This window comes from Cupriavidus sp. FW306-1B-F12B (assembly GCF_058781795.1).
In genome coordinates, this window is the sequence record NZ_JBYSXC010000003.1 from 163,238 (window position 1) to 187,295 (window position 24,058).

Here is a 24,058-nt window from a genome sequence, read left to right on the forward strand (position 1 = left end):
TCCCGACCCATTTCCGACTCCACCACCATGCTCCAGTCCCGCTATCCACGCGATCTCATCGGTTACGGCGCCCGGCCGCCGCACGCCCGCTGGCCGGGCGGCGCGCGCGTTGCGCTGCAGTTCGTCCTCAACTACGAAGAAGGCGGCGAAAACTGCGTGCTGCACGGCGATGCTGCCTCCGAGCAGTTCCTCTCCGAGATCGTCGGCGCCGCGGCCTACCCCGACCGCCACATGAGCATGGAGGGCATCTATGAATACGGCTCGCGCGCCGGCGTCTGGCGCATCCTGCGCGAGTTCGAGAAGCGCGGCCTGCCGCTGACCGTCTTCGGCGTATCGATGGCGCTGCAGCGCCATCCTGAACTGACCCGCGCCTTGGTCGAACTGGGCCACGAGATCGCCTGCCACGGCTGGCGCTGGATCCACTACCAGGGCATCGACGAAGCCACCGAGCGCGAGCACATGCGCATCGGCATGCAGATCATCAAGGACCTGACCGGCGAACTGCCGCTGGGCTGGTACACCGGCCGCGACAGCCCCAACACGCGCCGCCTGGTGGTGGAGCACGGCGGCCTCCTGTACGACTCGGACTACTACGGCGACGACCTGCCCTTCTGGACCGAGGTCGAAGTCACTGGCGGCGAGAAGAAGCCACACCTGGTGGTGCCGTACACGCTCGACTCCAACGACATGCGCTTTGCCACGCCGCAGGGCTTCAATACCGGCGAACAGTTCTTCCAGTACCTGAAGGATGCGTTCGACGTGCTGTACGAGGAAGGCGACCCGAGCGGCCAGGACAGCCCCAAGATGCTGTCGATCGGCATGCACTGCCGCCTGCTCGGCCGCCCGGGCCGCTTCCGCGCGCTGCAGCGCTTCCTCGACTATGTGCAGGGTCACGACAAGGTGTGGATCTGCCGCCGTGTCGACATCGCCCGGCATTGGGCGCAGGTGCATCCGTTCGAAGCCGCCGGTGGTGCCGCAGCCGTGGGCACGATGCGCGAGGAAGTTGCTCCGGCCTGACAAATGCCGTCCATGTCGCCATATTTGTGTACGATATAGCCGTCTTTCGTCGCCAGTTCCGGCGACAGGCTGAATGTCCGTCCCCTGATATGGCAACCACATCGAAGAAGGCGGCGCCCGGCGCGGCAGCAAAAACGCCGCGCCGGCCCGCGTCCAAGGCAACCCTGAAAACGGCACCCAAGGCCGCCGCCAATGCCGCGCCGGAGGAAAGTGCCGGCCCGGAGGCCGCCGCCAGCGAGGCTTCCGCCACCGAGGCGATCTACCTCAGCCTGCTGACCGCGATCATGGAGCACCGCCTGCTGGCCGGCACCAAGCTGGTCGAGGAACGGCTGTGCGAAGTGACCGGCGCCAGCCGGGCCCGCATCCGCCAGGTCTTCGCGCGCCTGGCGCATGAGAAGCTGGTCACGCTGGTGCCCAATCGCGGCGCCTTTGTCTCCAGCCCCACGGTGGACGAGGCACGCGAGGTGTTCCAGGCGCGCCGCGTGGTCGAGCCCGCGCTGGCGGCCGAACTGGCCCAGCGTGCCACGCCGGCCAAAGTCCGCAGCCTGCGCCGCCATGCCATGGAAGAAGACAACGCGCGCGGCCGCGGCGACCGCGCGGCGATGATCCGCCTGTCAGGGGAATTCCATATCCTGCTCGCGGAGATGGCCGGCAATGCCATCCTCGAAAAGCTGATCCGCGAAATGGTGTCGCTGACCTGCCTGATCATCACGCTGTACGACCGCCCCGGCGCGCCGGCCTGCGCCGAGCATGAGCACCGCCAGCTGATCGACGCCATCGAGCAGCGCGACGCCGCGCGCGCCAGCGCGATGATGGCGCAACACCTGGAACACATCGAAGGCTCGCTCGACCTGAGCGTGCCCGACAGCGGCGCGCCGGACTTCTACAGCATCTTCAGCAAGGGTTGACGCCCTGCCCTCGCACGCCCAGGCAGGCATTGCACTCCGCGCCCGGCAGCCTAGACTGGCTGCATAACAACGCGCGCAATGCGCCGCAGGGAGGTGCGCCATGGCTGCCACTGCCGAACCCGTCACAACCGCGCGTGCGCCGCTGGCCTTTGAGCGGCTTTACGCGGATGCCGCCGGCGAATCCCACTTTGCCCCGCTTTCCGTTGCCATCACCGAGCGCCTGTTCGCGCCACCGGCGCGCGCCTTCTGGGTGTCGCCGCTGGACGAAGCCGCGCGCCAGGGCTTCCTGCTGGTGCCGGCCGGCTGGGTGGGCGCACTGCACCCGTCGCCGCTGCGCATGTGGATCTTCGTTCTGGCCGGTGCGATGGAGTTCGAAGCCAGCGACGGCGAACGCCGGCCGCTGTCGGCAGGCAGTGCGCTGCTGCTGGAAGACACCACGGGCAAAGGGCATCTGAGCAAGGTCGTCGGGCCAGCCGATGCCACGCTGGCCGTGGTGCAATTGCCGGCCCGCGACGGCTGAATCCGCGGCCCGCCTGGCCAGGCTGCGGAGGACGCAACGCCACCACCGGAGACGCCCATGAATGCTCCCGATCCAGCGGCTTCACCCGGGCCAGCGCCGCAGATGGTGCCCAACGGCTATCGGCAAGGCATCATCACCGCGATCACGGTGCTGCTGGGCTTTTCGCTGGCGTTCTGGCGCTTCTGGGGCTTCGAAAGCCCTGGCCACTGGAACCTGCGCGCGCTGTTCGCGGCGGTATCGCTACTGGCCGCCGTGTCGCTGCAGATCGTCGCGCTGTTCCGCGCGCTGCGCATCGAGGACGATGCGGTGGACGAGTACCGCAGGACGGTACGATGGTTTATCGCGTCGGCCATCGCACTGCTGCTCGGGCTGGCCGTGGCGATGGTCGATGCGGCGCTCGGCCCGTAGGCTGTCCGCGGCTATGGTGCTTGCCGTCGATGCAAGCAACCGCGCAGTTCCGTTCCTGGTGCCGCCATGCCGCGCGGCGCGCGATCCTTCAGTTGCCGAGGATCTCGATGCTGCCGACGCGCTCCGGATAGAAGGCCAGGTACGAGCCCATGGCGGCGACCGCGGCGTAAGGCGCTTCATAGCTCCACACCGCATTGCGCGAACGCTCGCCGCCTGCGGGAACGGAGAAGTAGCTGCAGTCGCCCTTGTACGGGCAGTATGTAGCGTGCGCGGTACGCTCCAGCTGCGCCATGTCGACATGCGCGCGCGGGATGTACTGCACCGGCGGGTAGGCCGCCTCTTGCAGGGTCAGCGCAGCGTCGCTGTCGGCAATGGTGACGCCCGCCACCTTGACCACGACCCTGCCGGCGGTCGGCGTGATGGTGATCGGATGGTCGGGGCCGGGGATCTTGACAGGCTTGTCGGACATGGTCGTCCTCCTGGGGGCATCGCCACGGTGGCTGCAGGCATTCTAGGCGCTTGGCGCGCATCCTGCAGGCCACACCGTGCCCAGTCACTTAGCCGATCTTTTCCAGCGCCGTCCGGTAATACGCGGCACGCCGGACGTAGTCCTCGGCATTCACGCGCAGGTGCTTCACTTCCTCATCCGTCAACTCGCGCACAGCCTTGGCGGGCGAACCCAGGATCAGCGAGCGCGGCGGGAACTGCTTGCCCTCGGTCACCAGCGCGCCGGCGGCCACCAGCGACTCGGCGCCGATCGACGCGTTGTTCAGGACCACGGCCTGGATGCCGACCAACGCGCCATCGCCCACGGTGCAGCCATGCAGCATGGCCTGGTGCCCCACGGTCACGCCGGCCCCGAGCGCCAGCGGACAGCCCGGGTCGGTATGCAGCACCGCGCCTTCCTGCACGTTGCTGCCGGCGCCGATTGTCACCGGCTCGTTGTCGGCGCGAATCACCGCGCCGGGCCAGACCGAGACGTGTTCGGCCAGTTCCGCGCGGCCGATGATGGTGGCTTGCGCCGCGACAAACGCGGTACCGGCGATGGCGGGCGCGAGGTCGCCAAGTTTGTAGAGTGTCATGAACGAGAGCGTGAGGATGGATCAGGTGTGGTGCCGCAGCGAAGTGGGGCGCTATTCGATCTTGACGTTGGCTTTCTTCACCAGCGCGGCGTAGCGTGTGGCCTCGCTGCGGAAGAAGCTTGCGGCGGCTTCGGGTGTGCCGGGCTCGACCACGGTGGCTTGCTTCTTCATCGCTTCCAGCACTTCAGGCGAGGTGAAGGCCCTGGCGAATGCGTCATGCACGCGCTTCACCTCTGCCGGCGGCATGCCGGCGGGGCCAACCACGGCAAACCAGCCGGCGACGTTGTAGTGGGGCAAGCCTTGTTCGGCGATGGTGGGGATGTCCGGCGCTGCGGCTGAGCGCTTGTCGCCGCACACGCCGATCGCCCGCAGTGTGCCGGCCTTCAGGTGCGGCGCCACCGCGTTGAGCGCGACTACGCCCAGTTCCACCTGTCCGGCGATCAGGTCGTTCATCATCGGCCCGGTGCCCTTGTACGGCACATGGCGCGCACTCACGCCGGCCTCGTCCAGGAACATCTCCCCGGCCAGGTGGATGATGGTGCCATTGCCGGACGACCCGTAGTTGTAGCCGTCGGGCCTGGCCTTGAGCAGCGCCACCAGTTCCTTCACGTTCTTTGCCGGCACCTTCGGGTTCACGACAAGCACCAGCGGCGTGGTGCCGATCACGCTGATCGGGGTGATGTCCTTGATGGCATCGAACGGCATGGTGCGGAACACGCTCGGGTTGATGACATGGTTGTTGGAGACCAGCCCGAGCGTGCTGCCGTCCGGCTGCGCCTTGACCACGGCCGCGGCACCGGTGATGCCGCCGGCGCCGGGCAGGTTCTCGATCACCACCGGCTGGCCAAAGGCCTTGCCCAGGGCCGGGCCGGCCGCGCGCGCGATGGTGTCCACGCCGGAACCGGCGCTGATCGGCAGGATCAGGCGCACCGGCTTGCCGGTGCTGCCCTGCGCGAGCGCGCCGATGCCGGGCGCGGCCAGCGCGGCGGCCATGGTGGCGGCCAGCGCCAGTCCTGACTTGAAAAGGATGCGACGGGGGTGCATGGGGTTGTCTCCGTATCGTTATCGTAGGATCTTTGCGGGCTGCCGCTGTGGCGCGGCATGCCCGTCGTGGTACCGGTCAGCCGGCGCGGCCCTGGCCGAGCTGCGACAGGATCTCTTCGTTGTGCTCGCCGGCCCTGGGCAGCGGCCGGCGCACGCCCGGGCGGCGCCCGCCCATCAGCAGCGGCAGCAGCACCGTGGGCGTGGTCGAGCCGTCGTCGGCCTGCATCGGCACCAGCCCGCCGCTGGCGAGCAGGTGCGGATCGTCGAGCAACTGGTCCGGGCGCACGATCGGCGCATAGGGGATGCCGGCGGCTTCGAGTCTGGGCGCCAGTTCTGCGCTGCGGTGGTGGCGCAGGATCGCGCCCAGCTCATCGAGCAGTTGCGGACGCACCGCCACGCGCGAGGCATTGCTGGCGTACTCGGGCTTGTCGAGAAGCTCCGGATGCTCCAGCACCTGGCACAACGTCACGAACTGCTTGTCGCTGACCGCGCCGATGAACAGCTGCTCGTCTCCGGCCAGCGTGAAGACGTCATACACGCTCCATGCCGATACGCGCGACGGCATCGGCGGCGGCGCCTCGCCGGTCATCGCGAACTGCTGCATATGCTGCGAAGCCAGGAACACGCAGTTCTCGAACAGCGCGCTCTGGATCTCCTGGCCGCGCCCGGTGCGGTCGCGCTCGCGCAGCGCGGCCAGCACGCCGATGGCGCCGAACATGCCGCCCATGATGTCGTTGACCGAGGTGCCCGCGCGCAGCGGCCGCCCGCTGGGGCCGGTCATGTAGGACAGGCCGCCCATCATCTGCACCACCTCGTCCAGCGCCAGCCGGTTCTCGTACGGGCCGGGCAGGAAGCCCTTGTGCGAGACATAGATCAGATGCGGGTAGTCGCGTGACAGCGTGGCGTAGTCCAGCCCCAGCTTCTGCATCAGGCCGGGCCGGAAGTTCTCCAGCAGCACGTCGCTCTGGCCCGCCAGCTCGGCGGCGGCGGCGCGCCCTTCCTCGGTGGTGATGTCCAGCACCACGCTCTTCTTGTTGCGGTTGAAGGCGCGGAAGAAGCCGATGCCCAGGCCCGGCAGGTTGCGCGTCTTGTCGCCGCCGGGCGGCTCCACCTTGATCACTTCGGCGCCCAGGTCGGCCAGGATCATGCCGCAGGTGGGGCCCATCACCATATGCGTGAATTCGACCACGCGGATGCCGGCCAGCGGCAGGGAGTTGCTGTTGTCTTGGGTCATCTTGCGTCTCAGGCAGTGGCGCCAGCGTGCTGGGCCGGGAAGGTCTTGGGCAGGCCGGCGCGCCACAGCGTGCCGTGCAGGGTTTCGTCCTTGAGCCAGCCGGCCACGTCTTCACGCAGCGCCAGCAGGCGGCCGATATCGATGCCGGTGTCGAAGCCCATGCTGCCGAGCATGTAGGCCAGGTCCTCGCTCGTGACATTGCCGCTGGCGCCAGGCGCGTGCGGGCAGCCGCCGATGCCGGCCAGGCAGGCGTCAAAGCGGCTCACGCCGGTTTCCAGCGCCGCGTGGACGTTGGCCAGGCCAAGCCCGCGGGTATCGTGGAAATGGCCGCACCAGAAGCGCTCGCCGGCGATCTCGACGGCGCGCGCAAACAGCTCGCGCACCATGCGCGGGTCGGCATAGCCGACGGTGTCGGCCAGGCTGACGCGGTCGGCGCCGGCATCGAGCAGCGCCTGCATCAGGCGCAGCACTTCTTCGGGATCGACATGGCCCTGCAGCGTGCAGCCGAACGCGGTACCGACACCGCCTTCGATCAGCGTCTTCGCGCCGCTGGCATCGCGCGCGGCCCGGATGCGGGCGACTTCCGCCACCACCTCGTCCGGCGTCTTGCGCAGGTTGGCCAGGCTGTGCGCATGGCTGGCCGACAGCGGCACGAGCATGAGGTCCGCGCCGCTGGCCAGCGCATCCTGCGCGCCGCGCAGGTTCGGCACCAGCACCGAGACGAACAGGCCCGGCAGCGTGCGCGCAAACGCCACCAGCTGCGCGGTATCGGCCAGTTGCGGCAGCAGGTGCGCGGGCACGAACGAGCCGACTTCCAGCTCACGCAGGCCGGCCGCGTACGCGCCGCGAATCCACGCTTCCTTGCTGGCCGTGGGCAGGATGGTGCGGATGCTCTGCAGGCCATCGCGCAATCCGACTTCGCGGATAACGGCGTGGCGGGGAAAGGGAACAGACATGATTCAGGGGCTTCCGGTTTGCGCCCCGCCGTGGGGGCGACGGAAGAACTCTATGAGTTTCTGCCCAAGAGCTGAAGCGGTGGTTTACGCACGATAACTTTCCGAACCGGAATGTCTGTCGGGCGCCGCACGACGGCATCCAGGAATTCCCGGATGAATGATTACCGGCAAGCAAAGGGGCTTAACATTCCATTCCGGAAACCCCGCAGTCCCTCACAGCCATGCGAGACCTCGACCTCACCACCCTGCGCCTGTTCGTCGCCGTCTGCGAAACCCGCAACATGGCGCGCGCGGGCGAGCAGGAGCACATCGTGGCATCGGCCATCAGCAAGCGGCTGGCGCAACTGGAAGAGACGGTTGGCGCAACCCTGCTGGAACGCCGCCGCCGCGGCGTGATCCCCACGCCCGCCGGCGAGATGGTGCTGGCGCATGCGCGCGCCATGCTGGCGGCGGCGGACCGCGTCGCGCGCGACATGGCCGACTATGGCGCCGGCATCCGCGGGCAGGTGCGGCTGCTGGCCACGGTGTCGTCGATGGCGGAATCGCTGCCGGACGATATTGCCGCCTTCCTGCAGCAGCCGGCCAACCGCGACGTGCGCGTGACCATCGAGGAAAGCCTGAGCAGCGACGTGGTGCGCGCGCTGCGCGAGGGCTCGGCGCCGCTGGGCATCTGCTGGGACGCGGCCGACCTGGAGGGCTTCCAGACCCGGCCCTACCGCACCGACCACCTGGCGGCGGTGGTCCACGCCTCGCATCCGCTGGCGCAGGCCGAGGACTGCCGCTTCGAGGACACGCTGGACTACGACCATATCGGCATGCCCGCCCAGACCGCGGTGCAGACCATGCTGACGCGCTACGCGGCCATCCTCGGGCGCGGCATTGCCTACCGCGCGGTGGTCTCGACCTTCGACGCCGCGTTGCGCTGTGTGCGTGCCAACCTGGGCATCACCATCATCCCGGCCGAGATCGCCGCGCCGATCGCACCCACCTTCGGCCTGCGCGTGATCCCGCTGCGCAACGACTGGGCGCGGCGGCGCTTTGCGATCTGCTTCCGCGACCTGGAACTGCTGTCGCCGGCGGCGCGGCTGCTGGTGGCCTTCCTTGAACAGACCGCGGCGGCGGAAGCGGCGGCCGCCCCCGCGGACATCACGCCAGCGCACAAGCCACGCCGCAATCGGCAATGACGCCGGCGCGGCGCGCAACTTCCTGTGCCGTTCAAGGGTTAGCCCGAGGCAATTTCGCAAGCAAATGTTGGGGAGCGGTGCGTAGACTGGCTTGCGTTTTTCGCCCCGGCCCACGATGGTAAAAGCCGGCCCCGGGCGATGCTGACCCCGACCATGCGCGCCACCACGGCGCAGGAGCACGCAAATGAACTTCAACGGCAAGAACGTATTGATCACCGGCGCACGCGGCAACCTGGGCCGCGCCGTGGCACAGGCCTTCGCGCAGGCCGGCGCGCGCGTGGTGCTGCTGGACCGCCATGCAGCGCCGCTGCCCGAAGCGGGCACCGGCCACTTGACGCTGCAGGCGGACCTGCTGGATGCCGCCAAGCTGAGCGAGGCCGTCGCGCAAGCGGTTCAGGCATGCGGCCGCATCGACGTGGTGTGCAACCTGGCCGGCGGCTTCGCCATGGGCCCAAGCGTGCATGAAACCAGCGCCGAGGCCTGGAACCACGTGTTCGACATGAACGTGGGCACGGTGCTGAACATGGCGCGCGCGGTGGTGCCGCACATGCTGGCCGCCGGCGGCGGCGCCATCGTCAACGTGGGTGCCAACTCGGCGGCGCGCGGGCTGGCGCAGATGAGCGCCTATTGCGCCTCGAAGGACGCGCTGGCGCGCGTGACCGAATCGATGTCGGCAGAGCTGCGCGACCAGGGCATCCGCGTCAACGCGGTGCTGCCCAGCGTGCTGGATACGCCCGAGAACCGCCAGGCCATGCCGGATGCCGATGCCGCGCGCTGGGTCAGCCTGGATGCGCTGGCCGACGTGATCCTGTTCCTGGCCTCGGATGCGGCGCGCGCGGTGCAGGGCGCGCTGCTGCCGGTGGTCAACCGCGCCTGACGCGGGGCTTGCGCGCGGCGGGTTCGGCCGCGCTGATGGCGCTGGCCGCCTCCTGGATCTGCTGGCGCAGCCAGCGCCGCAGCCGGTCGGCATCGGTGCGCGCGTGCCAGATCTGCATCATGTCGACGTGGGGCAGTGCGAACGGCACCGGCAGCAGCACCAGATCAGGGTCGCGCGCCACGGCCTCTTCCGCGACCGAGCGCAGGCAGGTCAGCAGCAGTTCCGTGCCGCGCACCAGCCGGCTCGGCGCAAGGAAGCTCGACAACCCCGCCACTACGCTGCGCTTGTGCCCCTTCCGGGCCAGCGCGCGGTCGACCACGCCGTTGAGGTCGCCGGTCAGCGTGGTCAGCAGGTGTTCGCACGCCAGGAAGGCGTCGAGATCCAGGCCGTCGGCAATGCGCGGATTGGCGCGCGAGGCCAGCACCACGAAGTCCTCGCTGCACAGCCGCTGCTGGTGGAAGGTATCGGGCAGGTTCTCATAGAAACCCGCGATCGCCAGGTCGCAGGTGCCCTTCTCAAGTTCCTCGCGCGGCAGCTCGCCGCGCGTGTTGTGCGTGACCAGCACCACGCCCGGCGCCTGGCTGCGCAGCCGCGGCAGCAGGGCTGGCAGCAGCAGCTGCTCCATGTAGTCGGTGGTGTAGATGTGCAGGTGCTCGCTGCGCGCCAGGTAGTCGTGGCCGGCACAGGCGTCATAGAACGCGTCGAGATCCCCGACCAGCCGCTGCACCTGCGGCGCCAGCGCGTGCGCACGCGGCGTCGGCGTCAGGCCGCGCGGCGCACGCACGAACAGCGGATCGCCGAGCTCGTCGCGCAGGCGGTTGAGCTTGTGGCTCAGCGCGGGCTGGCTCAGCGCCATGCGCGCGGCCGCGCGCGAGGCATTGCCCTCCTGGTACAGCACGTGGAACACGTACAGCAGGTTCAGGTCCTTGCTGCCGATATTCATTTTTTGGATAACAGAGATCGAATAATAGAAGTTTTCGAATCATAGTCCGCTGCCTAGGATGTTGCCAGTGCCGCGGCATTTCAGCCCGGCTGCCTGTGAACCGACATGGAGCGGAACAATGAAAATCCTGATGGTGCTGACGTCGCACGACCAGCTGGGCAATACCGGCAAGAAGACCGGCTTCTGGCTGGAGGAATTCGCAGCGCCCTACTACGTCTTCAAGGACGCCGGCGCCGACATCACGCTGGCCTCGCCCAAGGGCGGCCAACCGCCGATCGACCCGAAAAGCGACGATCCCGGCGCCCAGACCGACGCCACCCGGCGCTTCCAGGGTGACCCGGCCGCCAGGGCCGCACTGGCCAGCACGCTGACGCTGGACCAGGTGAAGGCGGAAGACTTCGACGCCATCTTCTACCCGGGCGGGCACGGCCCGCTGTGGGACCTGGCCGAAGACAAGCGCTCGGCCGCGCTGATCGAGCAGTTCGACCGCGCCGGCAAGCCGGTGGGAGCGGTATGCCACGCACCGGCGGTGTTCCGCCATACCAGGGGCGCGGACGGGGAACCGCTGGTCAAGGGCAAGGAAGTGACCGGCTTCACCAACAGCGAGGAAGAAGCCGTGCAGCTGACCAGGGTGGTCCCGTTCCTGGTGGAGGACATGCTCAAGGCCAACGGCGGGCGCTTCACGCGTGGCGAGGATTGGGCCAGCCATGTCGTGGTCGCGGGGCGACTGGTGACGGGGCAGAATCCGGCATCGTCTGATGCTGCGGCGCAGGCGTTGTTGAAGATGTTGAGGTGAGGAAAGGCGGCAAACGCGCCGCCGCCGGTTTGCTCCCCTCGCCCGCTTGCGGGAGAGGGGAGCGTACGCCAGGCTTGATGGCTACTTCAAACGCATGGGTTGCCCCACTTACTGCGGCACCAACTCCAACCGCTCCCGGCTGGCCTTCTCCACCGCCTTGCGCGTATACACCAGCGGGAAATACTCCCCCTTGGCCCACAGCGGCGCCAGGTCGCGGTAATGCGGGCTGGCGGGATTGCCCGACTGCCCCGGCGTGTTGATCACGCGCGAGGCATCCCAGTTGCCCACATCCAGCACCATGCGGAACGACGCGCCGGCGGTCAGCCGGAAGTCGGTATTGCGGTAGCTGGTGTTCATCGGCGTGAAAGCCGAGCCGCCGATCGGACCGGCGTTGACATTGAACTGCTGGCGTTCCGCATCGCTCAGGATCGGGTCCATCGGATGCGTGAACACGGCGGTGTGGAGCTTGCGCCATTGCCATGCGCGCGGGTCGGGGCCGAGCTTGCCTTCCGCTTCCGCCATGGCGGCCTTCAGCGATTCGAGCATCACCGCATTGCGGCGCTCCACCGGCATCCACGGACCGGGCTGCTCCAGCACCGCCACCACGCGCGCGGCATCGCCGGCACCGACCAGGCGTGCGGCTTCGGGCGTCAGCGCGGCGCGCACCACGGCCTGGCGCAGGTGTTTGCTGAACCAGACTTCGAACAATGCCGCTGCGGCGCTGTCGGCGCGCTCGTTGCCGTCCCAGCCGCGCAGCAGGTCCAGGCCGCGGGCCAGTTGCGGGTCGTCGCTGCGCACGTCCTTCAGCAGCGCCACCACGCGCTGGGCCGGCAGCGACACGGTGTCGTTCTGCCACGCCATCGAGTCCTGCACCGAGCTGCGCGCATTGGCGCCCACCACGGCCTTGAGCCGGCGCGCGCGCGAGCTGTCGCTCCATTCATAGCCCACGCCAAGTTTCGCGGCCGGGTGCTCGGGCGGGATGTTGTTCTCGTTGGCGGTGACGATGTAGCCTGGCGCGGGGTTATAGGCCCATGGCAGCTCGTCCATGTTGCGGTAGCCGGCCCACTCGTAGCGGCCATCGCCGGCCACCGGCGTGAGGCCGTCCCAGTTGGGCCGCTTGACGGTCAGCCCGCCCGGGATCCAGCCGATATTGCCGCTGGTGTCGGCATAGACCTGGTTCTCGCCAGGCGCGCCCCAGCGGTTCATGGCGGCGCGGAACTGGTCCCAGTTGCGCGCGCGCATATAGTCCATCGAGCCGAAGTACGGCGCCATGCCGTAGTCGAGCCACGCGGCGCGCAGCGCCCAGGCCTGCGCGCGGCCGGCATCGGCGACCAGCACCGGGCCGTGGCGCGTGAAGTCGATGGTGACCTTGCGCGGCGCGGACTCGCCCTTGACCACGATCTCTTCGGTGATGGTCGCCATCGGTTCCCAGCGGCCCTTGTACTTGTACTCATGCGGGTTGGCCGGATTGAGCTCGTAGCCGTACAGGTCTTCCTGGTCCATGTAGAAGCGCGTCAGGCCGAAAGCGATGGTGCCGTTGTGCCCGATCGAGATGCCGGGCAGGAACGGCTCGCCCGCGCCGATCACCGACATCCCCGGCGCGTTCAGGTGGCTGATATAGCGCAGGCTGGGCGCGCCGTGCGAGCGGTGCGGGTCGTTGGCCAGGATCGGGCGGCCGGTGGTGGTGCGCTTGCCGCCGATGACCCAGTTGTTCGACCCGAGGCTGCGGCCGGTATCGCTGTTGGGGTCCACCAGTGCGTAGAGCTGGTCGAGCGGGATGCTGGCGGCCTGCGCATTGCCCCACGCCTCTTTCGGGAAGCGCGCTGCGGCGGTGGCCAGTTCGTAGGCGCGGCGCAGTTCGGCGGCGGGAACCGTGCAGGGGTCGATGCCGGGGCTGAGCCTGGGCTCGATCTGCGGGTCGAGTTCGCGGCGCAGCCAGTCGGCACGCGGGGCGTCCTGCCTGGCCTGGCAATAGAGCTGGGCGCGTTCGACTTCGCCGGTGAAGTTGAGCGTCAGGCCGTGGTGGCGGATGCGCACGATATCGTCGGCGCGCCAGCGCGCAGGCTTGTAGTTGAGCTTGCGGAATTCCGGCGGCAGCAGCTCGGGCTTCTGCTCGGTCAGCGCCACATAGGCGTTCACCCCGGCCACGAAGGCCTCGGCCACGCGCTTGGCGTCGGAGCCATAGGCTAGCCATTCGCGGTACATGTCGCCGCGGAACAGCACCGCGCGCGCCATGCGGTCGCCATCGGCATAGGCCGGGCCGAAGTCCCTGGCCATCTCGCCGAGTCCGCGCTTGCGCCACAGGTCGATCTGCCACAGGCGGTCGCGCGCGGCCATGAAGCCCTGCACGAAGAAGGCGTCGTAGAGCGTGCCGGCATAGATATGCGGCACGCCCCAGCGGTCGACCAGCACGCTGGCGGGCTTTTCCAGGCCGGGCACGGCCAGCACGTTGTTGCGGGCGTGGGCTTCGGCCATGGCGGCCGGGATGGTGGCGGCGAGCAGGGCCAGCGCAGCGGCCAGGCGGCGGGGGGTGCGTAACATCAGGTCTCCTCGGTGTTGTGATTGGCTGCAGATGTCTTGCAGTTCACACCGAAGATAGTGCATCCCCGGCCAGCGCGCGAGCCGCGCGGCCGATCTCCGCACGGCGCGTGCCGCTGCGGGTTCGCTCAGTAGACGTCGCGCCGGTAGCGGCCGTCGTCGGCAAGCCGGCGCAGCGCGTCTGCGCCGAGGATCCCGGCCAGTGCGTCATGGATGCCGCCGGCCATGCCCTGCAGGCTGCCGCAGACATAGATGGCGGCGCCGTCCGCCACCCATTGGCGCACCGTATCGCCCTGCGCGCGCACGGCGTCCTGCACGTAGCGCGGCGCGCCGCCGTCGCGCGACCAGGCATGGTCCACGCGCTGCAGCGTGCCGTCGGCCTGCCATGCGGCCAGTTCCCCGGCAAAGAACGCGTCATGCTGCGCCGAGCGCTCGCCGAACAGCAGCCAGTTGCGGCGCTGCCCGGCCGCGGCGCGGGCCTTGAGCTGGGCGCGCAGCCCGGCCAGCCCGGTGCCGTTGCCGACCAGGATCAGGGGCCGGTCGTCAGTCGGCGGGTGGAAGCTGCGGTTGGTGCGGATGCGCAGCGCGATGCGGGTACCCACGGGCGCGTGCTCGGTCAGCCAGCCGGAGGCCAGGCCGAGGCGGCCGTCGTCGTAGCGGGTCTGCCGCACCAGCAGTTCGAGTTGCCCGTCCCGCGGCAGCGAGGCGATCGAATACTCGCGGTGCGGCAGCGGCGGCAGCGTGTCCACCAGTTGCTGCGGCGGCAGGCCCAGCATCGCCGCGAAGTGCGCCTCAGGCAGCGGCATGCGTGTGCCCAGCGCCTCGGCGAGCGTGGCGTCGCGGCCGTCGCAGCGCACCGGTGTGGCGCCGTCGAGGCCAAGCCGCGCCAGCAGCCGTTCAACCTCGGCCGGCGCGTGGCACGGGCCGATCTCGGCGATGTCGCCGGCTTGCCAGTCCATTGCCGCATCGCCCTGCGGCGCCAGCGACAGGTGGAACACCGGCGCACCCTGGCTGCCGGGGTTCAAATGATGGCGTTGCGCGAGCCGCCAGCTGTCATAGCGCGGCCGTTCCCAGTCGGCAATTTCCGCGCCGCCGCTCAGGGCCGACAGGTGGTTCTGCCAGTGGCGCAGGGCGCCTGCGTCCCCGTTGTCGACTTCGACCAGATCAAAGAGCGGCTGCGCACGGTGGCGCTGCAGCCAGCCGTCGAGCTTGTGGCCGAAAGCGCAGAAGCGCGCGTAGCTGCTGTCGCCGAGCGCGAGGATGCCATAGCGCAAAGACTGCAGGCCATCCGCGCCGGCCAGCAAGCGGCGTGAAAAACCGGACGCGCTGTCGGGGGCGTCGCCCTCGCCGGTGGTGCTGACCAGGAACAGCGCCTGGCGGCATGCCTGCAGGCGCTGCGCATCGACATCGGCCAGCGAGAGCAGTTGCACCGGCACGCCCGCGCCTTGCAGCGCGGTGGCGGTCTGCAGCGCCAGCTGTTCGGCAAACCCGGTCTGGGAGGCATAGGCAACCAGCGTCGCGCCCTCTTCCGTGCCAGCCAGTGCGGCCGCGCGCGCGCGCCGCTGGCGATAGTGGGCAACCACCGCGCTGCAGAAGCCCGCATAGGCCGCCACCACGCCGGCCGCCATGGCCATGCGCGACGGGCCCAGCACGGACAGCGCGATGCCGCCGGCAACGGCAAGCCAGCTTGCGCCGGCGATGGCGGACGGCATGGCCTTCGCCCTCATGCCAGCATCGCGGCAAAGGCCGGCGAAAGATGTTCATCGAAACCGCCCGGCGTGCGCACCAGGAAGCGCGCGGCAATGCCCTGGCGGCGCGCGTGCGCCATGCCGGCCTCTGGGCCCAGCACCGTCAGCGCGGTGGACAGCGCATCGGCCAGCATGCACTGCGCATGGATGACCGTGACCGAGGCCAGCGCGTGGCTGGCCGGATAGCCGGTGCGCGGATCGATGGTATGCGCGTAGCGGCGACCGTCACTGTCGAAATAGCGGCGATAGTCGCCGGAGGTGGCGATGGACAGGCCGTGCAGCGCCACCAGCGTCTGCCCCCCGGCATCGCAGTCCAGGCCGGGGGGTGATTCCAGCGCGACCCACCACGGCATGCCGTCGGGCTTGACGCCATGGCCGCGCAGTTCGCCGCCGATCTCGGTCAGGTGGTGGTCAAGGCCCTGCTCACACAGGTAGCCTGCCACCGCGTCGACGGCAAAGCCCTTGGCGATGGCGCAGAAGTCCAGCGACACGCCCCCCGGCTGCCAAGCGCGCCGGCCCGTGGCATCGACTTCGATGCGGGCCCAGCCGCAGCGGCCGCGCGTGGCCTGCACCGCGTCTGGCGACGGCGGCGCGGTGCGCGCCGGTGCTGGGCCGAAGCCCCACAGGTCGACCAGCGGACCGGCGCTCGGGTCATAGGCGCCACCGCTGTCGCGCGCCACCTGCAGCGCGCATTGCAGCACCATGAAGCAGTCTTCAGGCAGCGCGTGCCAGCTGCCGGGTGCCGCGCGGTTGAAACGGCTCAGGTCAGAATCCGCTTCCCAGTTGCTCATCTGCGCGATCACGCCATCGAGCACGGCCCGGATGCCGGCGGCGATGGCGTCCGCATCCGTCGCCGGCGGCAGCGGCGCCGCCACCGACCAGGTCGTGCCCATGGTCTGGCCGCCCCAGCGCTGCAGCCGCGTATCGGCTGCGGGCGGCTGCGGCGGCGCGGTCAGCGCGACAGGTACCAGGACGCGGTTCAAACCCGGCAACCGGCTTATTGCGGCAGCACTTCGACCGTCACCGCATAGACGGCACGGCGCGATTTGGCCTGTTTGAAGGTGGTCTTGTCGTCCTTCACCTCGGCTTCCATCCAGTACATGCCTGGGGCCGGCCACTTGACGCTGAACTTGCCGTCGGCGTCGGTGGTGGCGCTGAACTCCTGCAGCTGGTCGCGGTAGCGGATGCCGCCCGGCACCACCGAGACCTTCAGGTTGCTGGCGGGCTTGCCGTCGAGCAGCATGCGGAAGCTGGCGGTGTCGCCCGCGACCAGGTCGTTCGGGTGCGTGATCGGAGCCAGTTCCAGGCCGCGGCCGGCGGTGCGCAGGCCCTTGTCGCTGGGCTTGCCGGCCGTGACGAAGGATTCGATGCGGCCTTCGGCCTGGGTGACCTGCAGGTCCTGCGCATTGGCCGGGACTTCCTTGGCGAAGTTCTCGGCCGAACCGCGCCAGCGCTTGGCCTGGCCGTCGACCTTGTAGCTGGCGAACAGGCCGTTGTTGACCACCGCCACGCGGTAGGTGCCGGGCTGGGTCAGGTGCAGGTCGAAGGTGCTGCGGTACTTGCCGGTGGCAGCGTTCTCGGCCTTGACGGCGCTGCCGTCGGGCGCGGTCACCTGCAGGTTGTCGAGCCGCATCGGCACGTGCTCGAAATAGAACAGGTCGTTGGAGACAGCGGCGTCCACGGTCACCCACGGATCGCTGCCTGACAGCACGGTGGCCGACGGCAGCAGCCACTGGCGGTGCGCGTGCGCGGCCAGCGGCGCCAGGGCGGCCAGGGCGAGCACGGCCACGCGCGTGGCCATGCGGGTAGATGCGGCGGACATAAGGGAAGGTTTCATCGTCTGGCTCCGGAAGGATTACGGCTTCAGTTCGACGGTCACGCCGCCGAGTTCGTGTTCGCCCTTGGCGCGGGCGGTCTGTGCGGCTTGCGGCGGCCATGTGAACGGCACGCGCAGCAGTTCGCGCCCGCCCACTTCACGCGCGGCTTCCACCACCAGCTGGTAGTTGCCGGCGGGCAGCTTGCCCAGCGGCGCCTTGCCGTCGCTGAAGCTCACGCCGTGCTCGCCCGGCGCGCGCGTGGCACCGGAGATGCCGTCGGCCGGCATGTGCAGATCGCGGCCGGCCTTGCGCCACCACTGGCGCATGTCCTTGAGCCACTTGGTGCCTTCGCCGTCCTTGAGCTTGCCGTCGTACCAGACCGCCAGGGTCTGCACCGGGCTCTGGTCAGCGCGCTCGACCCACATCGCCACATAGGGGCGGTGGTACTCGGCCACGGTCAGGCGCGGGATTTCGACCTTGACGTTCAGGTCCGCGGCCAGCGCGGGGCCGGCCAGGGGAACCGCGGCCATGCCGGTCAGGGTGACGGTGAGCAGTCGGCGCATATCGGAGAAACCTCGTCAGTGAGATGCAGGAAGGAAAACGGTTGGAATGGTTGACTCAATGGATAAACAGGAGCGCCAGCAGCACCGGGACCACCAGCCCCAGCCCCACCAGCGGCCAGGTCCCCACGCGCCCGGCCGCATGCAGCTTGAGCAGGAACAGGCCGGTCACGCTGAAGACCAGGCACGCCAGCGCGAACACATCCAGGAACAGGCTCCACGCGGCGCCGGTGTTGCGGCCCTTGTGCAGGTCGTTCAGGTAGGAGATGGCGCCGCGCGTGGTTTTCTCGTACTGGGCTTCGCCGCTGTCGAGTTCCAGGCTGACCCAGGCGTCGCCACCCGGACGCGGCAGCGCCACGTAGATCTCGTCGGCGGACCATTCGGCCTCGCGCCCGCTGGCGTCGATGTCCAGCGCCTGCGCCAGCCAGTCGGCCAGCACCGGCGGCACCGGCGCCTTCTTTTCACGCGCCTGGGCATCGCCCGCCGGCGCTTCGGCTCGCACCTGGTCGAGCACACGCGTGGGCATGGTGGCGTGACGCGTCTCGACCGCGGGCCTGGCCTCGATTTGTGCGGCGTGGTTGAGCGTGAAGCCGGTGACGGCAAACAGCAGCATCCCGATCAGGCAGATCGCGGAACTGATCCAGTGCCACTGGTGGAGATGCTTGAGCCAGAAGGCACGGCGCTGCTGGCCGGAGGCCGGCTGGGTTTCGGTCATTGCGGTTGGTCGGCGGGCGCAGCCCAAGTGGTGGCCCGGTCTTGCCTTGTGTACGGATAGCTGTAGCGCCCCTTGTGCGCGTCACACGGCGCTCAGGTGTGCCATTGTCTGCACAATGGCTGGCGGAAGAGAGAAGGATAATCGTTCGCATTTGAAATCGCAAACGGTCCGGGGTGGGCGCTGGATTACAGCGCGTTACAACGTGAAGCAGCGGGACGGATCACTTGTCCGCGGCGCTCCGATTCGCTGGAAGAGATGTGCAATGCACAAGCCCGACGGCACATGCAAGCCAATCAACCACATCACCCGAAGGGGTGAAATTCCCCGGTCAAGTTAGTTGCCTCCTGCGCCGTTAAGGCGATGACTCACACGCATGCGACAGGCGCCACCGATGCATGACGCCGCCGGCGTGTCGCCGACAAGAAACGCGCAGTGCGCGGAATATGGAGGAGTGGAAGCAATGCTGCACAACCTGAGCCTGAAGAAGAAGCTGTTATTGCCGCTGGTGCTGAGCTGGATCTGCCTGCTCGGCATCACGCTGTGGAACGCGTGGCAGATCCGCACGCTACGCATGGAAGAGCGGCGCCTGGACCTGGCCCACGTCACCGACACGGCATTCTCGGTGGTGGCCGAGTACGAGGCGCTGGCCAAGGCCGGCAAGCTGACGCAGGACGAGGCCAGGAAGCAGGCCATCGAGCGCGTGCGCGCGATGCGCTTCGGCAGCGATGGCTATTTCACGCTGATGCGCTCGGACACCGTGGTGCTGATGCATCCGTTCAAGCCGGAGATGAACGGCAAGGCCATGGAAGGCACCAGGGACCCCAACGGCGTCTACCTGTTCCGCGACATCGCCGAGATCGGCAAAGGGCCTGGCAAGGGCTTCGTCGAATACCTGTGGCCCAAGCCCGGCGCCGAAGCGCCGCAGCCCAAGCTGAGCTACGTGGCCAACTTCCGCCCGTGGGACTGGAACTTCATCGCGGGCCTGTACCTGGACGACATCGAGGCGGCGTTCCGCGCCGAGCTGATGAAGGCGTTCGGCATCCTGCTGGGGGTTGGCCTGCTGATGTCGCTGGTGATGGTGCGCGTGGCCGCCAGCCTGCAGCGCCAGCTGGGCGGCGAGCCCGCCACCACGGCGCACATCGCCGCGCGCATTGCCGAAGGCGACCTCGGCAGCCAGGTCGAGGTGCGCCCCGGCGACGAGCACAGCGTCCTCTATGCGATGCAGCGCATGCAGGCGCGCCTGACCGGCGCGATCGGCAGCATCCGCGGCTCGGCCGATTCGATCGCGGGCGCGGCCAAGCAGATCGCCGCGGGCAACGCCGACCTGTCGCGCCGCAGCGAAGAACAGGCCGCGTCGCTGCAGGAAACCGCCGCCAGCATGGAGCAGCTCACCAGCACCGTGCGCCAGAGCGCCGAGAACGCGCGCCAGGCCAGCCACCTGGCCGAAGGCGCATCGGACATCGCCGTGCGCGGCGGCACCATTGTCAGCCAGGTGGTGGACACCATGGGCGAGATCAAGAACGCCTCGGGCAAGGTGGTCGACATCATCGGCGTGATCGAGGGCATTGCCTTCCAGACCAACATCCTCGCGCTCAACGCGGCAGTGGAAGCGGCGCGGGCCGGCGACCAGGGCCGCGGCTTCGCGGTGGTGGCCGGCGAGGTGCGCACGCTGGCACAGCGCAGCGCCACCGCGGCCAAGGAGATCAAGGCGCTGATCGGCAACTCGGCGCAGCGCGTTGACGACGGCGCGGTGCTGGTGGAAAGCGCGGGCAAGGCCATGGACGAGATCGTCGGCGCGGTCAAGCGCGTGACCGACCTGATGGCCGAGATGCGCGCGGCCACCGAGGAGCAGACCGGCGGCATCGAGCAGGTCAACCAGGCGGTGTCGCAGATGGACCAGATGGCGCAGCAGAACGCCGCGCTGGTGGAAGAAGCCGCGGCCGCCGCCGCCTCGCTGGAAGACCAGGCCGACGCGCTGCATCACGCGGTCGGCCAGTTCCGGCTGGCGCAGGCTTGACGGCAGCGCCGCCGCTTGTCACTTGGGCGTCATACGCACCAGACTGCTGCGTGTATCATGAAGCGCAGCCGGCCGCCCCATGCGGTCGGCATGGACTCTGACCACTACCGGGAGAGCGCATCATGATGGCATTCATTGGCACCGTGTTCGTTGGCCTGATCGTCGGCCTGATCGCCAGGGCGGTCAAACCCGGCGACGACAAGATGGGCTGGATCATGACCATCGTCCTGGGCGTGCTGGGCTCGCTGGCTGCCGGCTACGTCGGCCGCGCCATGGGCTGGTACCAGCCGGGCCAGCCGGCCGGGTGGATCGCGTCGGTGCTTGGCGCGATCGTGCTGCTGGTGATCTACGGCATGGTCCGGCGCAAGGGCTGACTGGCGCGGCGCACGCCAACGGCATCGTTGGCGTCGGCCAGGTCCGGTACCTCGGGCGCGGCAGGCGCCTGCGGTACCGCGGCAGCATCGGGCTTGCCGCTGCGCGCCGGCGCCTGGAGACCCTGGGCCAGCGCAGCGCCAGGCACGGCATCGGCCGGCGCGGCCATGGTGGGCACGCGCGGCGTACGCAGCCCGGGCGCAGCATCGCGGCAGCGCAGCAGCGCGCGGTCGCCACCCGGCGCCATCGCCGACACCTGCGGCGCGATCGCCCGCAGGACCCGCACCGCCAGCGCGCTGGTAAAGCTGTAGCGCGCCGCATAGGGCTCTCTCACATTGACCACCACGGTGCCGAAGAAGCGCTCGCCCAGCGTGAACACAAAGGTGGCCGAGCGGTTCACCGAGCGCGACGAAATCAGCCGCCCACCCGGCCCGTAGACCTGGTAGCGCTGGTCGCCGGTGCCGGTCTTGCCCGCCACCGCCAGCGTGGCGCCATCACGCCCCGGCACCGTGAAGGCGCCGCGAATCGACTTGGCAGTGCCGCGCTCCACCACGTCCAGCATCGAGCGCCGTGCCAGCTCTGCCACCTCGGCCGGCAAGACCCGCTTGCCCGGGCCCGGCTGCAGCACGTAGCGCGTGGCGTACGGCGTGCCGTCGGCAAACGCCAGGCTGCGCACCGCCGTGTTCTGCGTGACCACGCCGCCCGCCAGCAGGATGCCGGCCAGCTCCGCCAGCGCGGCCGGCCGGTCGCCCGCGGCACCGATGGCGCTGCCGTACGACGGTGTCAGGGAATCGAACGGATAGCCCAGCCGCTGCCAGCGCCGCGCAATCCGCGTGAAGGCATCTTGCTCCAGCAGCGTGCGGATGCGGTTGTCCTGGCCGGCCTTGCTGCGCGTGCGGAACAGCCATTTGTAAACTTCCTGGCGCTCGGCGGTGCTGGCCTTCAGGATCTCTGCCAGGGTCGCGTCGGGGTGCTGGTCGAGGTACTCCACCATCCACAGTTCCAGCGGATGCACCCGTGACAGGTAGCCCCGGTCGTTCAGGTTGAACTTGTCCTTGCCGTACTTGCGGTACAGCGCACTCAGGTCTTCGCCGGCCAGCTGCTTGTCGCCCAGGCGGGCGCGCATGATGCGGATGTAGCTGTCCTCGTCCAGCTGCGGCCGCGCGCTCAGCAGTGTCACCGACATGCGCACCGCGTTCAGGTGCGGCGTAGTCATGCGCACGCGGCCCAGCAGCGTGGCCAGGCGCAGCTCAGAACTCTTGCCGCGGTAGCGCTGGTAAAAGTTCGTCATGTAGGCGCTGCCCTCCTGGTCGGCAAAGCGCTCCAGGTAGGCGCGCCGGCCGGGCGCGTCGCGGTCATCGAAGAGCTCGCCAATGTCCGGGCTGGCGTGGAAGGTCTCGTAGCGCACGATGTCGCGCATCATGCGGATGAAGACCAGGTTGACCGAGTGCTGGAATGCGGTCCGCACCGTCAGGTTGCGCATGCCCGATTCACGCTCGAAGTTGGTGAAGCTCTGCAGGCCGCCGCCGGTGTAGAAGGCTTCGCCGGCGCCGCCCGAGTACTTGCGCTCCATGGCGGCCTCGAGCATGGCCATCAGCTCGCGCTCGGCGGGCTTGCGCGCCTTCAGCAAGTATTCGACCGCCCAGTGGCTGAGCGCATCCTGGCGTGCCAGCGGCACCGCGGCCAGCTGGGCGCTGGTCATGCCGGCGTAGCGTGCGTGCAGCTCGCTGATGATCTCCAGGTAGGTCACCAGCGTGCGCAGCTTGGCAGTGGAACCCAGGTTCAGGCGCGCGCCGCTGTTGATATCAAAGGGCTGGTCGATATTGTCGGCCTGGATCCGCACCACGCTGGCATTGCCCACGCGCTCATACAGCGTGAAGCTCGTCATCAGCTTCGACGGATCGTCGTGGTCGCGCAGCAGGTTGTGGCCGTACAGGCCCATGGCGCGCGCATCGGCCTTGTTGTTCACGCGCTGCAGGGTCTCGGTGACGATGCGCTGCGCCTCGCGGTTGACGGTGCTGTCCACGCTCAGGTCGAGCCGGTCCATGTCGTAGCGGCTCTCCACCCCCGTCAGCCGGGTGATATCGGCGCGCACCCGGTTGACGGCCTTGCGCGTGACAAAGGGCTCCTGCGGCGGGCTCTGGGGTGGCGCGGCCTTGTCCAGCGGCTGCGCCAGCGCCGCGTCGCGCAGCTCGGCGGTGATGACATTGTTGGCCGCCAGCAGGCGCAGGTAGCTGCCGGTCAGCGCATCCAGGTTGGTGTCGTCGCGGCGCAGGTGGTAGGACGGGCGGCGCTGCGAGATGATCAGCGACAGCGCGCGCTTGAAGGCCTGCGCCTGGCGCGGATCGGGCGCGCGCTGGTCCAGTTCCTTGAGCAGCCGGTTGACCTCGCCGAAGTCCTCGCCATACCAGACCCAGAGCCCATCGCCGATGCCGTTGATCTCGCCGAAGCCGGCGCGCGCCGACAGCGGCACCGTGTTCAGGTAGTCGACCACGATGCGCTCGCGCGCGCGCTGGGTGTCGGGGCCGTCCAGGTAGGCACGCAGCGACGCCGACGCCATCTGGCGGAATTTCTCGGGGATCGATGCGGTGCGGCCTTCGGGCGAGTGCCGGTATTTCTCGATCTGCGTGGCCAGCGTGCTGCCGCCGGGCGCGTCATGCGACTTGTCGGCAAGCCGGATCACCTGGTCAAGCACCGCGCGCGACAGCCGGCGCCAGTCCAGCGCCGGGTTCATATTGGGGTATTCCGGGTTGAGCAGGCCCTGGTTCTCGACATAGAGCAAGGCGCTCACCAGCAGTGGCGGCACCGCGCCGAAGTCCGGGTACTGGCGCTGCGGATAACGCTCGAACGCCAGCGTCAGCCCGTTGCAGTCGCGCAGCAGCAGGCCCGCCTGGTTTTTCTCGCGGTAGGGCGTGAACAGGCCTTCGTCGATCAGCCGCACCATGTCGGGCGACATGCGCGCCTGTTCGGCAGGAACGTAGCCGCGCTGCTCCAGCCGCTGCGCGAACAGCGGCATCCGGCCGTAGCCCATGCGGGCGTCATAGGGCCCGGAATGCGGGAAACGGATGCTGTCGCTGGCGCCCGGCTGGATCTCGAATGTCAGCCGCTGCCCCAGGCTGCCGATCAGCCGCGCCTGCAAGTGCGAGTTGCGCACTTCGCTTGCGACAAAGCTGTACACGACATAGGCGCCCCCACCAAGGGCGACCGCCAAGCCAGCGAAGATCCAGCCACGACGCGACACGTTTGGGCTTCCCTGTTGGGCCGATGCAGCGCGCAGGCGCTGCCATGCACCGGCTCGAAGCGCTATGTTCTCGCGGCGCGC

Annotated in this window: 22 protein-coding genes; 9 read left to right on the forward strand and 13 right to left on the reverse strand. The window is 69.0% G+C overall.

From position 1 onward, the window contains the following. Positions 1–27: 27 nt before the first annotated feature. The 4 genes from puuE to AC3WLE_RS07040 all read left to right on the forward strand — a co-directional run bounded on the left by puuE (position 28) and on the right by AC3WLE_RS07040 (position 2,853). Positions 28–1,017 (forward strand): allantoinase PuuE, encoded by a 990-nt coding sequence (puuE, locus tag AC3WLE_RS07025; RefSeq protein WP_492355960.1) that lies wholly within the window; start codon positions 28–30, stop codon positions 1,015–1,017. Positions 1,018–1,106: 89 nt separating this feature from the next. After that, entirely contained in the window at positions 1,107–1,925 is an 819-nt protein-coding gene (locus tag AC3WLE_RS07030; protein WP_492318231.1) for a GntR family transcriptional regulator, read from the forward strand. A gap of 100 nt (positions 1,926–2,025) precedes the next feature. Next, the gene (locus tag AC3WLE_RS07035; protein WP_492318230.1) at positions 2,026–2,445 is read left to right on the forward strand and encodes a cupin domain-containing protein; all 420 of its coding nucleotides are present in this window, start codon (positions 2,026–2,028) and stop codon (positions 2,443–2,445) included. 57 nt (positions 2,446–2,502) lie between these two features. Further along, positions 2,503–2,853, forward strand: a complete 351-nt coding sequence (locus AC3WLE_RS07040; RefSeq protein WP_492318229.1) for a hypothetical protein — start codon at positions 2,503–2,505, stop codon at positions 2,851–2,853. A gap of 88 nt (positions 2,854–2,941) precedes the next feature. On the opposite strand, the gene AC3WLE_RS07045 is transcribed toward AC3WLE_RS07040, so the two are convergent. From AC3WLE_RS07045 to AC3WLE_RS07065, 5 genes are all read right to left on the reverse strand, one after another. Then, complete coding sequence (locus AC3WLE_RS07045) at positions 2,942–3,322, reverse strand: DUF427 domain-containing protein (RefSeq protein WP_492318228.1); 381 nt, start codon at positions 3,320–3,322, stop codon at positions 2,942–2,944. Positions 3,323–3,410: 88 nt separating this feature from the next. After that, positions 3,411–3,935, reverse strand: a complete 525-nt coding sequence (locus AC3WLE_RS07050) for a gamma carbonic anhydrase family protein (RefSeq protein WP_492318227.1) — start codon at positions 3,933–3,935, stop codon at positions 3,411–3,413. A gap of 51 nt (positions 3,936–3,986) precedes the next feature. Beyond that, positions 3,987–4,979 carry a tripartite tricarboxylate transporter substrate binding protein gene (locus tag AC3WLE_RS07055; protein WP_492355884.1) on the reverse strand — a complete coding sequence of 331 codons (993 nt, stop codon included), beginning with the start codon at positions 4,977–4,979 and terminating at the stop codon, positions 3,987–3,989. A 76-nt stretch (positions 4,980–5,055) separates the two neighbouring features. Further along, positions 5,056–6,213 carry a CaiB/BaiF CoA transferase family protein gene (locus AC3WLE_RS07060; protein WP_492318225.1) on the reverse strand — a complete coding sequence of 386 codons (1,158 nt, stop codon included), beginning with the start codon at positions 6,211–6,213 and terminating at the stop codon, positions 5,056–5,058. An 8-nt stretch (positions 6,214–6,221) separates the two neighbouring features. Next, positions 6,222–7,169 (reverse strand): hydroxymethylglutaryl-CoA lyase, encoded by a 948-nt coding sequence (locus AC3WLE_RS07065; RefSeq protein WP_492355883.1) that lies wholly within the window; start codon positions 7,167–7,169, stop codon positions 6,222–6,224. A 221-nt stretch (positions 7,170–7,390) separates the two neighbouring features. Between AC3WLE_RS07065 and AC3WLE_RS07070 the strand changes: the two genes are divergently transcribed. Next, positions 7,391–8,353, forward strand: coding sequence for a LysR family transcriptional regulator (locus AC3WLE_RS07070; RefSeq protein WP_492318223.1), 963 nt, complete (start codon positions 7,391–7,393; stop codon positions 8,351–8,353). Positions 8,354–8,537: 184 nt separating this feature from the next. Then, positions 8,538–9,230, forward strand: coding sequence for an SDR family NAD(P)-dependent oxidoreductase (locus AC3WLE_RS07075; protein ID WP_010810772.1), 693 nt, complete (start codon positions 8,538–8,540; stop codon positions 9,228–9,230). Here the strand turns inward: AC3WLE_RS07075 and AC3WLE_RS07080 are convergent. After that, positions 9,217–10,173, reverse strand: coding sequence for a LysR family transcriptional regulator (locus tag AC3WLE_RS07080; RefSeq protein ID WP_492352447.1), 957 nt, complete (start codon positions 10,171–10,173; stop codon positions 9,217–9,219). The genes AC3WLE_RS07075 and AC3WLE_RS07080 overlap by 14 nt on opposite strands. 118 nt (positions 10,174–10,291) lie before the next feature. On the opposite strand from AC3WLE_RS07080, the gene AC3WLE_RS07085 reads away from it, so the two are divergent. Then, positions 10,292–10,969 (forward strand): type 1 glutamine amidotransferase domain-containing protein, encoded by a 678-nt coding sequence (locus tag AC3WLE_RS07085; protein ID WP_492318220.1) that lies wholly within the window; start codon positions 10,292–10,294, stop codon positions 10,967–10,969. Positions 10,970–11,077: 108 nt separating this feature from the next. Here AC3WLE_RS07085 and AC3WLE_RS07090 read toward each other — a convergent pair whose 3' ends face one another. The 6 genes from AC3WLE_RS07090 to AC3WLE_RS07115 form a co-directional block, all read right to left on the reverse strand. Continuing rightward, positions 11,078–13,510, reverse strand: coding sequence for a penicillin acylase family protein (locus AC3WLE_RS07090; RefSeq protein WP_492355882.1), 2,433 nt, complete (start codon positions 13,508–13,510; stop codon positions 11,078–11,080). Positions 13,511–13,635: 125 nt separating this feature from the next. Then, entirely contained in the window at positions 13,636–15,219 is a 1,584-nt protein-coding gene (locus AC3WLE_RS07095; RefSeq protein WP_492355881.1) for a sulfite reductase subunit alpha, read from the reverse strand. Positions 15,220–15,230: 11 nt separating this feature from the next. After that, positions 15,231–16,238: an FAD:protein FMN transferase gene (locus AC3WLE_RS07100; protein ID WP_492319444.1), complete on the reverse strand. Its 1,008-nt coding sequence runs from the start codon at positions 16,236–16,238 to the stop codon at positions 15,231–15,233. A gap of 14 nt (positions 16,239–16,252) precedes the next feature. After that, entirely contained in the window at positions 16,253–17,092 is an 840-nt protein-coding gene (locus AC3WLE_RS07105) for a DUF4198 domain-containing protein (protein ID WP_058698784.1), read from the reverse strand. Between the two features lie 18 nt (positions 17,093–17,110). After that, a complete protein-coding gene (locus tag AC3WLE_RS07110; RefSeq protein ID WP_439672214.1) occupies positions 17,111–17,635 on the reverse strand; it encodes a DUF2271 domain-containing protein in 525 nt (174 codons plus the stop codon). A gap of 55 nt (positions 17,636–17,690) precedes the next feature. Next, positions 17,691–18,347 (reverse strand): PepSY-associated TM helix domain-containing protein, encoded by a 657-nt coding sequence (locus AC3WLE_RS07115; protein ID WP_492319443.1) that lies wholly within the window; start codon positions 18,345–18,347, stop codon positions 17,691–17,693. 460 nt (positions 18,348–18,807) lie between these two features. Here AC3WLE_RS07115 and AC3WLE_RS07120 point away from each other — a divergent pair, with 460 nt between their 5' ends. Further along, positions 18,808–20,364 carry a methyl-accepting chemotaxis protein gene (locus AC3WLE_RS07120; RefSeq protein ID WP_492340393.1) on the forward strand — a complete coding sequence of 519 codons (1,557 nt, stop codon included), beginning with the start codon at positions 18,808–18,810 and terminating at the stop codon, positions 20,362–20,364. A 122-nt stretch (positions 20,365–20,486) separates the two neighbouring features. Continuing rightward, positions 20,487–20,738 (forward strand): GlsB/YeaQ/YmgE family stress response membrane protein, encoded by a 252-nt coding sequence (locus AC3WLE_RS07125; protein WP_492319441.1) that lies wholly within the window; start codon positions 20,487–20,489, stop codon positions 20,736–20,738. Here the strand turns inward: AC3WLE_RS07125 and AC3WLE_RS07130 are convergent. After that, positions 20,711–23,977, reverse strand: a complete 3,267-nt coding sequence (locus AC3WLE_RS07130; RefSeq protein ID WP_492355880.1) for a transglycosylase domain-containing protein — start codon at positions 23,975–23,977, stop codon at positions 20,711–20,713. The genes AC3WLE_RS07125 and AC3WLE_RS07130 overlap by 28 nt on opposite strands. Between the last annotated feature and the right edge of the window lie 81 nt (positions 23,978–24,058).

What these genes read in the sequence shown, in the direction of transcription:
- AC3WLE_RS07030 (WP_492318231.1), top strand. Translation starts at nt 1,107, where the DNA reads ATGGCAACCACATCGAAGAAGGCGGCGCCCGGCGCGGCAGCAAAAACG.
- AC3WLE_RS07075 (WP_010810772.1), top strand. Translation starts at nt 8,538, where the DNA reads ATGAACTTCAACGGCAAGAACGTATTGATCACCGGCGCACGCGGCAAC.
- AC3WLE_RS07090 (WP_492355882.1), bottom strand. Translation starts at nt 13,510, where the DNA reads ATGTTACGCACCCCCCGCCGCCTGGCCGCTGCGCTGGCCCTGCTCGCC.
- AC3WLE_RS07045 (WP_492318228.1), bottom strand. Translation starts at nt 3,322, where the DNA reads ATGTCCGACAAGCCTGTCAAGATCCCCGGCCCCGACCATCCGATCACC.
- AC3WLE_RS07070 (WP_492318223.1), top strand. Translation starts at nt 7,391, where the DNA reads ATGCGAGACCTCGACCTCACCACCCTGCGCCTGTTCGTCGCCGTCTGC.
- AC3WLE_RS07050 (WP_492318227.1), bottom strand. Translation starts at nt 3,935, where the DNA reads ATGACACTCTACAAACTTGGCGACCTCGCGCCCGCCATCGCCGGTACC.
- AC3WLE_RS07035 (WP_492318230.1), top strand. Translation starts at nt 2,026, where the DNA reads ATGGCTGCCACTGCCGAACCCGTCACAACCGCGCGTGCGCCGCTGGCC.
- AC3WLE_RS07085 (WP_492318220.1), top strand. Translation starts at nt 10,292, where the DNA reads ATGAAAATCCTGATGGTGCTGACGTCGCACGACCAGCTGGGCAATACC.
- AC3WLE_RS07120 (WP_492340393.1), top strand. Translation starts at nt 18,808, where the DNA reads ATGCTGCACAACCTGAGCCTGAAGAAGAAGCTGTTATTGCCGCTGGTG.
- AC3WLE_RS07125 (WP_492319441.1), top strand. Translation starts at nt 20,487, where the DNA reads ATGATGGCATTCATTGGCACCGTGTTCGTTGGCCTGATCGTCGGCCTG.
- AC3WLE_RS07080 (WP_492352447.1), bottom strand. Translation starts at nt 10,173, where the DNA reads ATGAATATCGGCAGCAAGGACCTGAACCTGCTGTACGTGTTCCACGTG.
- AC3WLE_RS07040 (WP_492318229.1), top strand. Translation starts at nt 2,503, where the DNA reads ATGAATGCTCCCGATCCAGCGGCTTCACCCGGGCCAGCGCCGCAGATG.
- puuE (WP_492355960.1), top strand. Translation starts at nt 28, where the DNA reads ATGCTCCAGTCCCGCTATCCACGCGATCTCATCGGTTACGGCGCCCGG.
- AC3WLE_RS07105 (WP_058698784.1), bottom strand. Translation starts at nt 17,092, where the DNA reads ATGAAACCTTCCCTTATGTCCGCCGCATCTACCCGCATGGCCACGCGC.
- AC3WLE_RS07110 (WP_439672214.1), bottom strand. Translation starts at nt 17,635, where the DNA reads ATGCGCCGACTGCTCACCGTCACCCTGACCGGCATGGCCGCGGTTCCC.
- AC3WLE_RS07115 (WP_492319443.1), bottom strand. Translation starts at nt 18,347, where the DNA reads ATGACCGAAACCCAGCCGGCCTCCGGCCAGCAGCGCCGTGCCTTCTGG.
- AC3WLE_RS07095 (WP_492355881.1), bottom strand. Translation starts at nt 15,219, where the DNA reads ATGCCGTCCGCCATCGCCGGCGCAAGCTGGCTTGCCGTTGCCGGCGGC.
- AC3WLE_RS07065 (WP_492355883.1), bottom strand. Translation starts at nt 7,169, where the DNA reads ATGTCTGTTCCCTTTCCCCGCCACGCCGTTATCCGCGAAGTCGGATTG.
- AC3WLE_RS07060 (WP_492318225.1), bottom strand. Translation starts at nt 6,213, where the DNA reads ATGACCCAAGACAACAGCAACTCCCTGCCGCTGGCCGGCATCCGCGTG.
- AC3WLE_RS07055 (WP_492355884.1), bottom strand. Translation starts at nt 4,979, where the DNA reads ATGCACCCCCGTCGCATCCTTTTCAAGTCAGGACTGGCGCTGGCCGCC.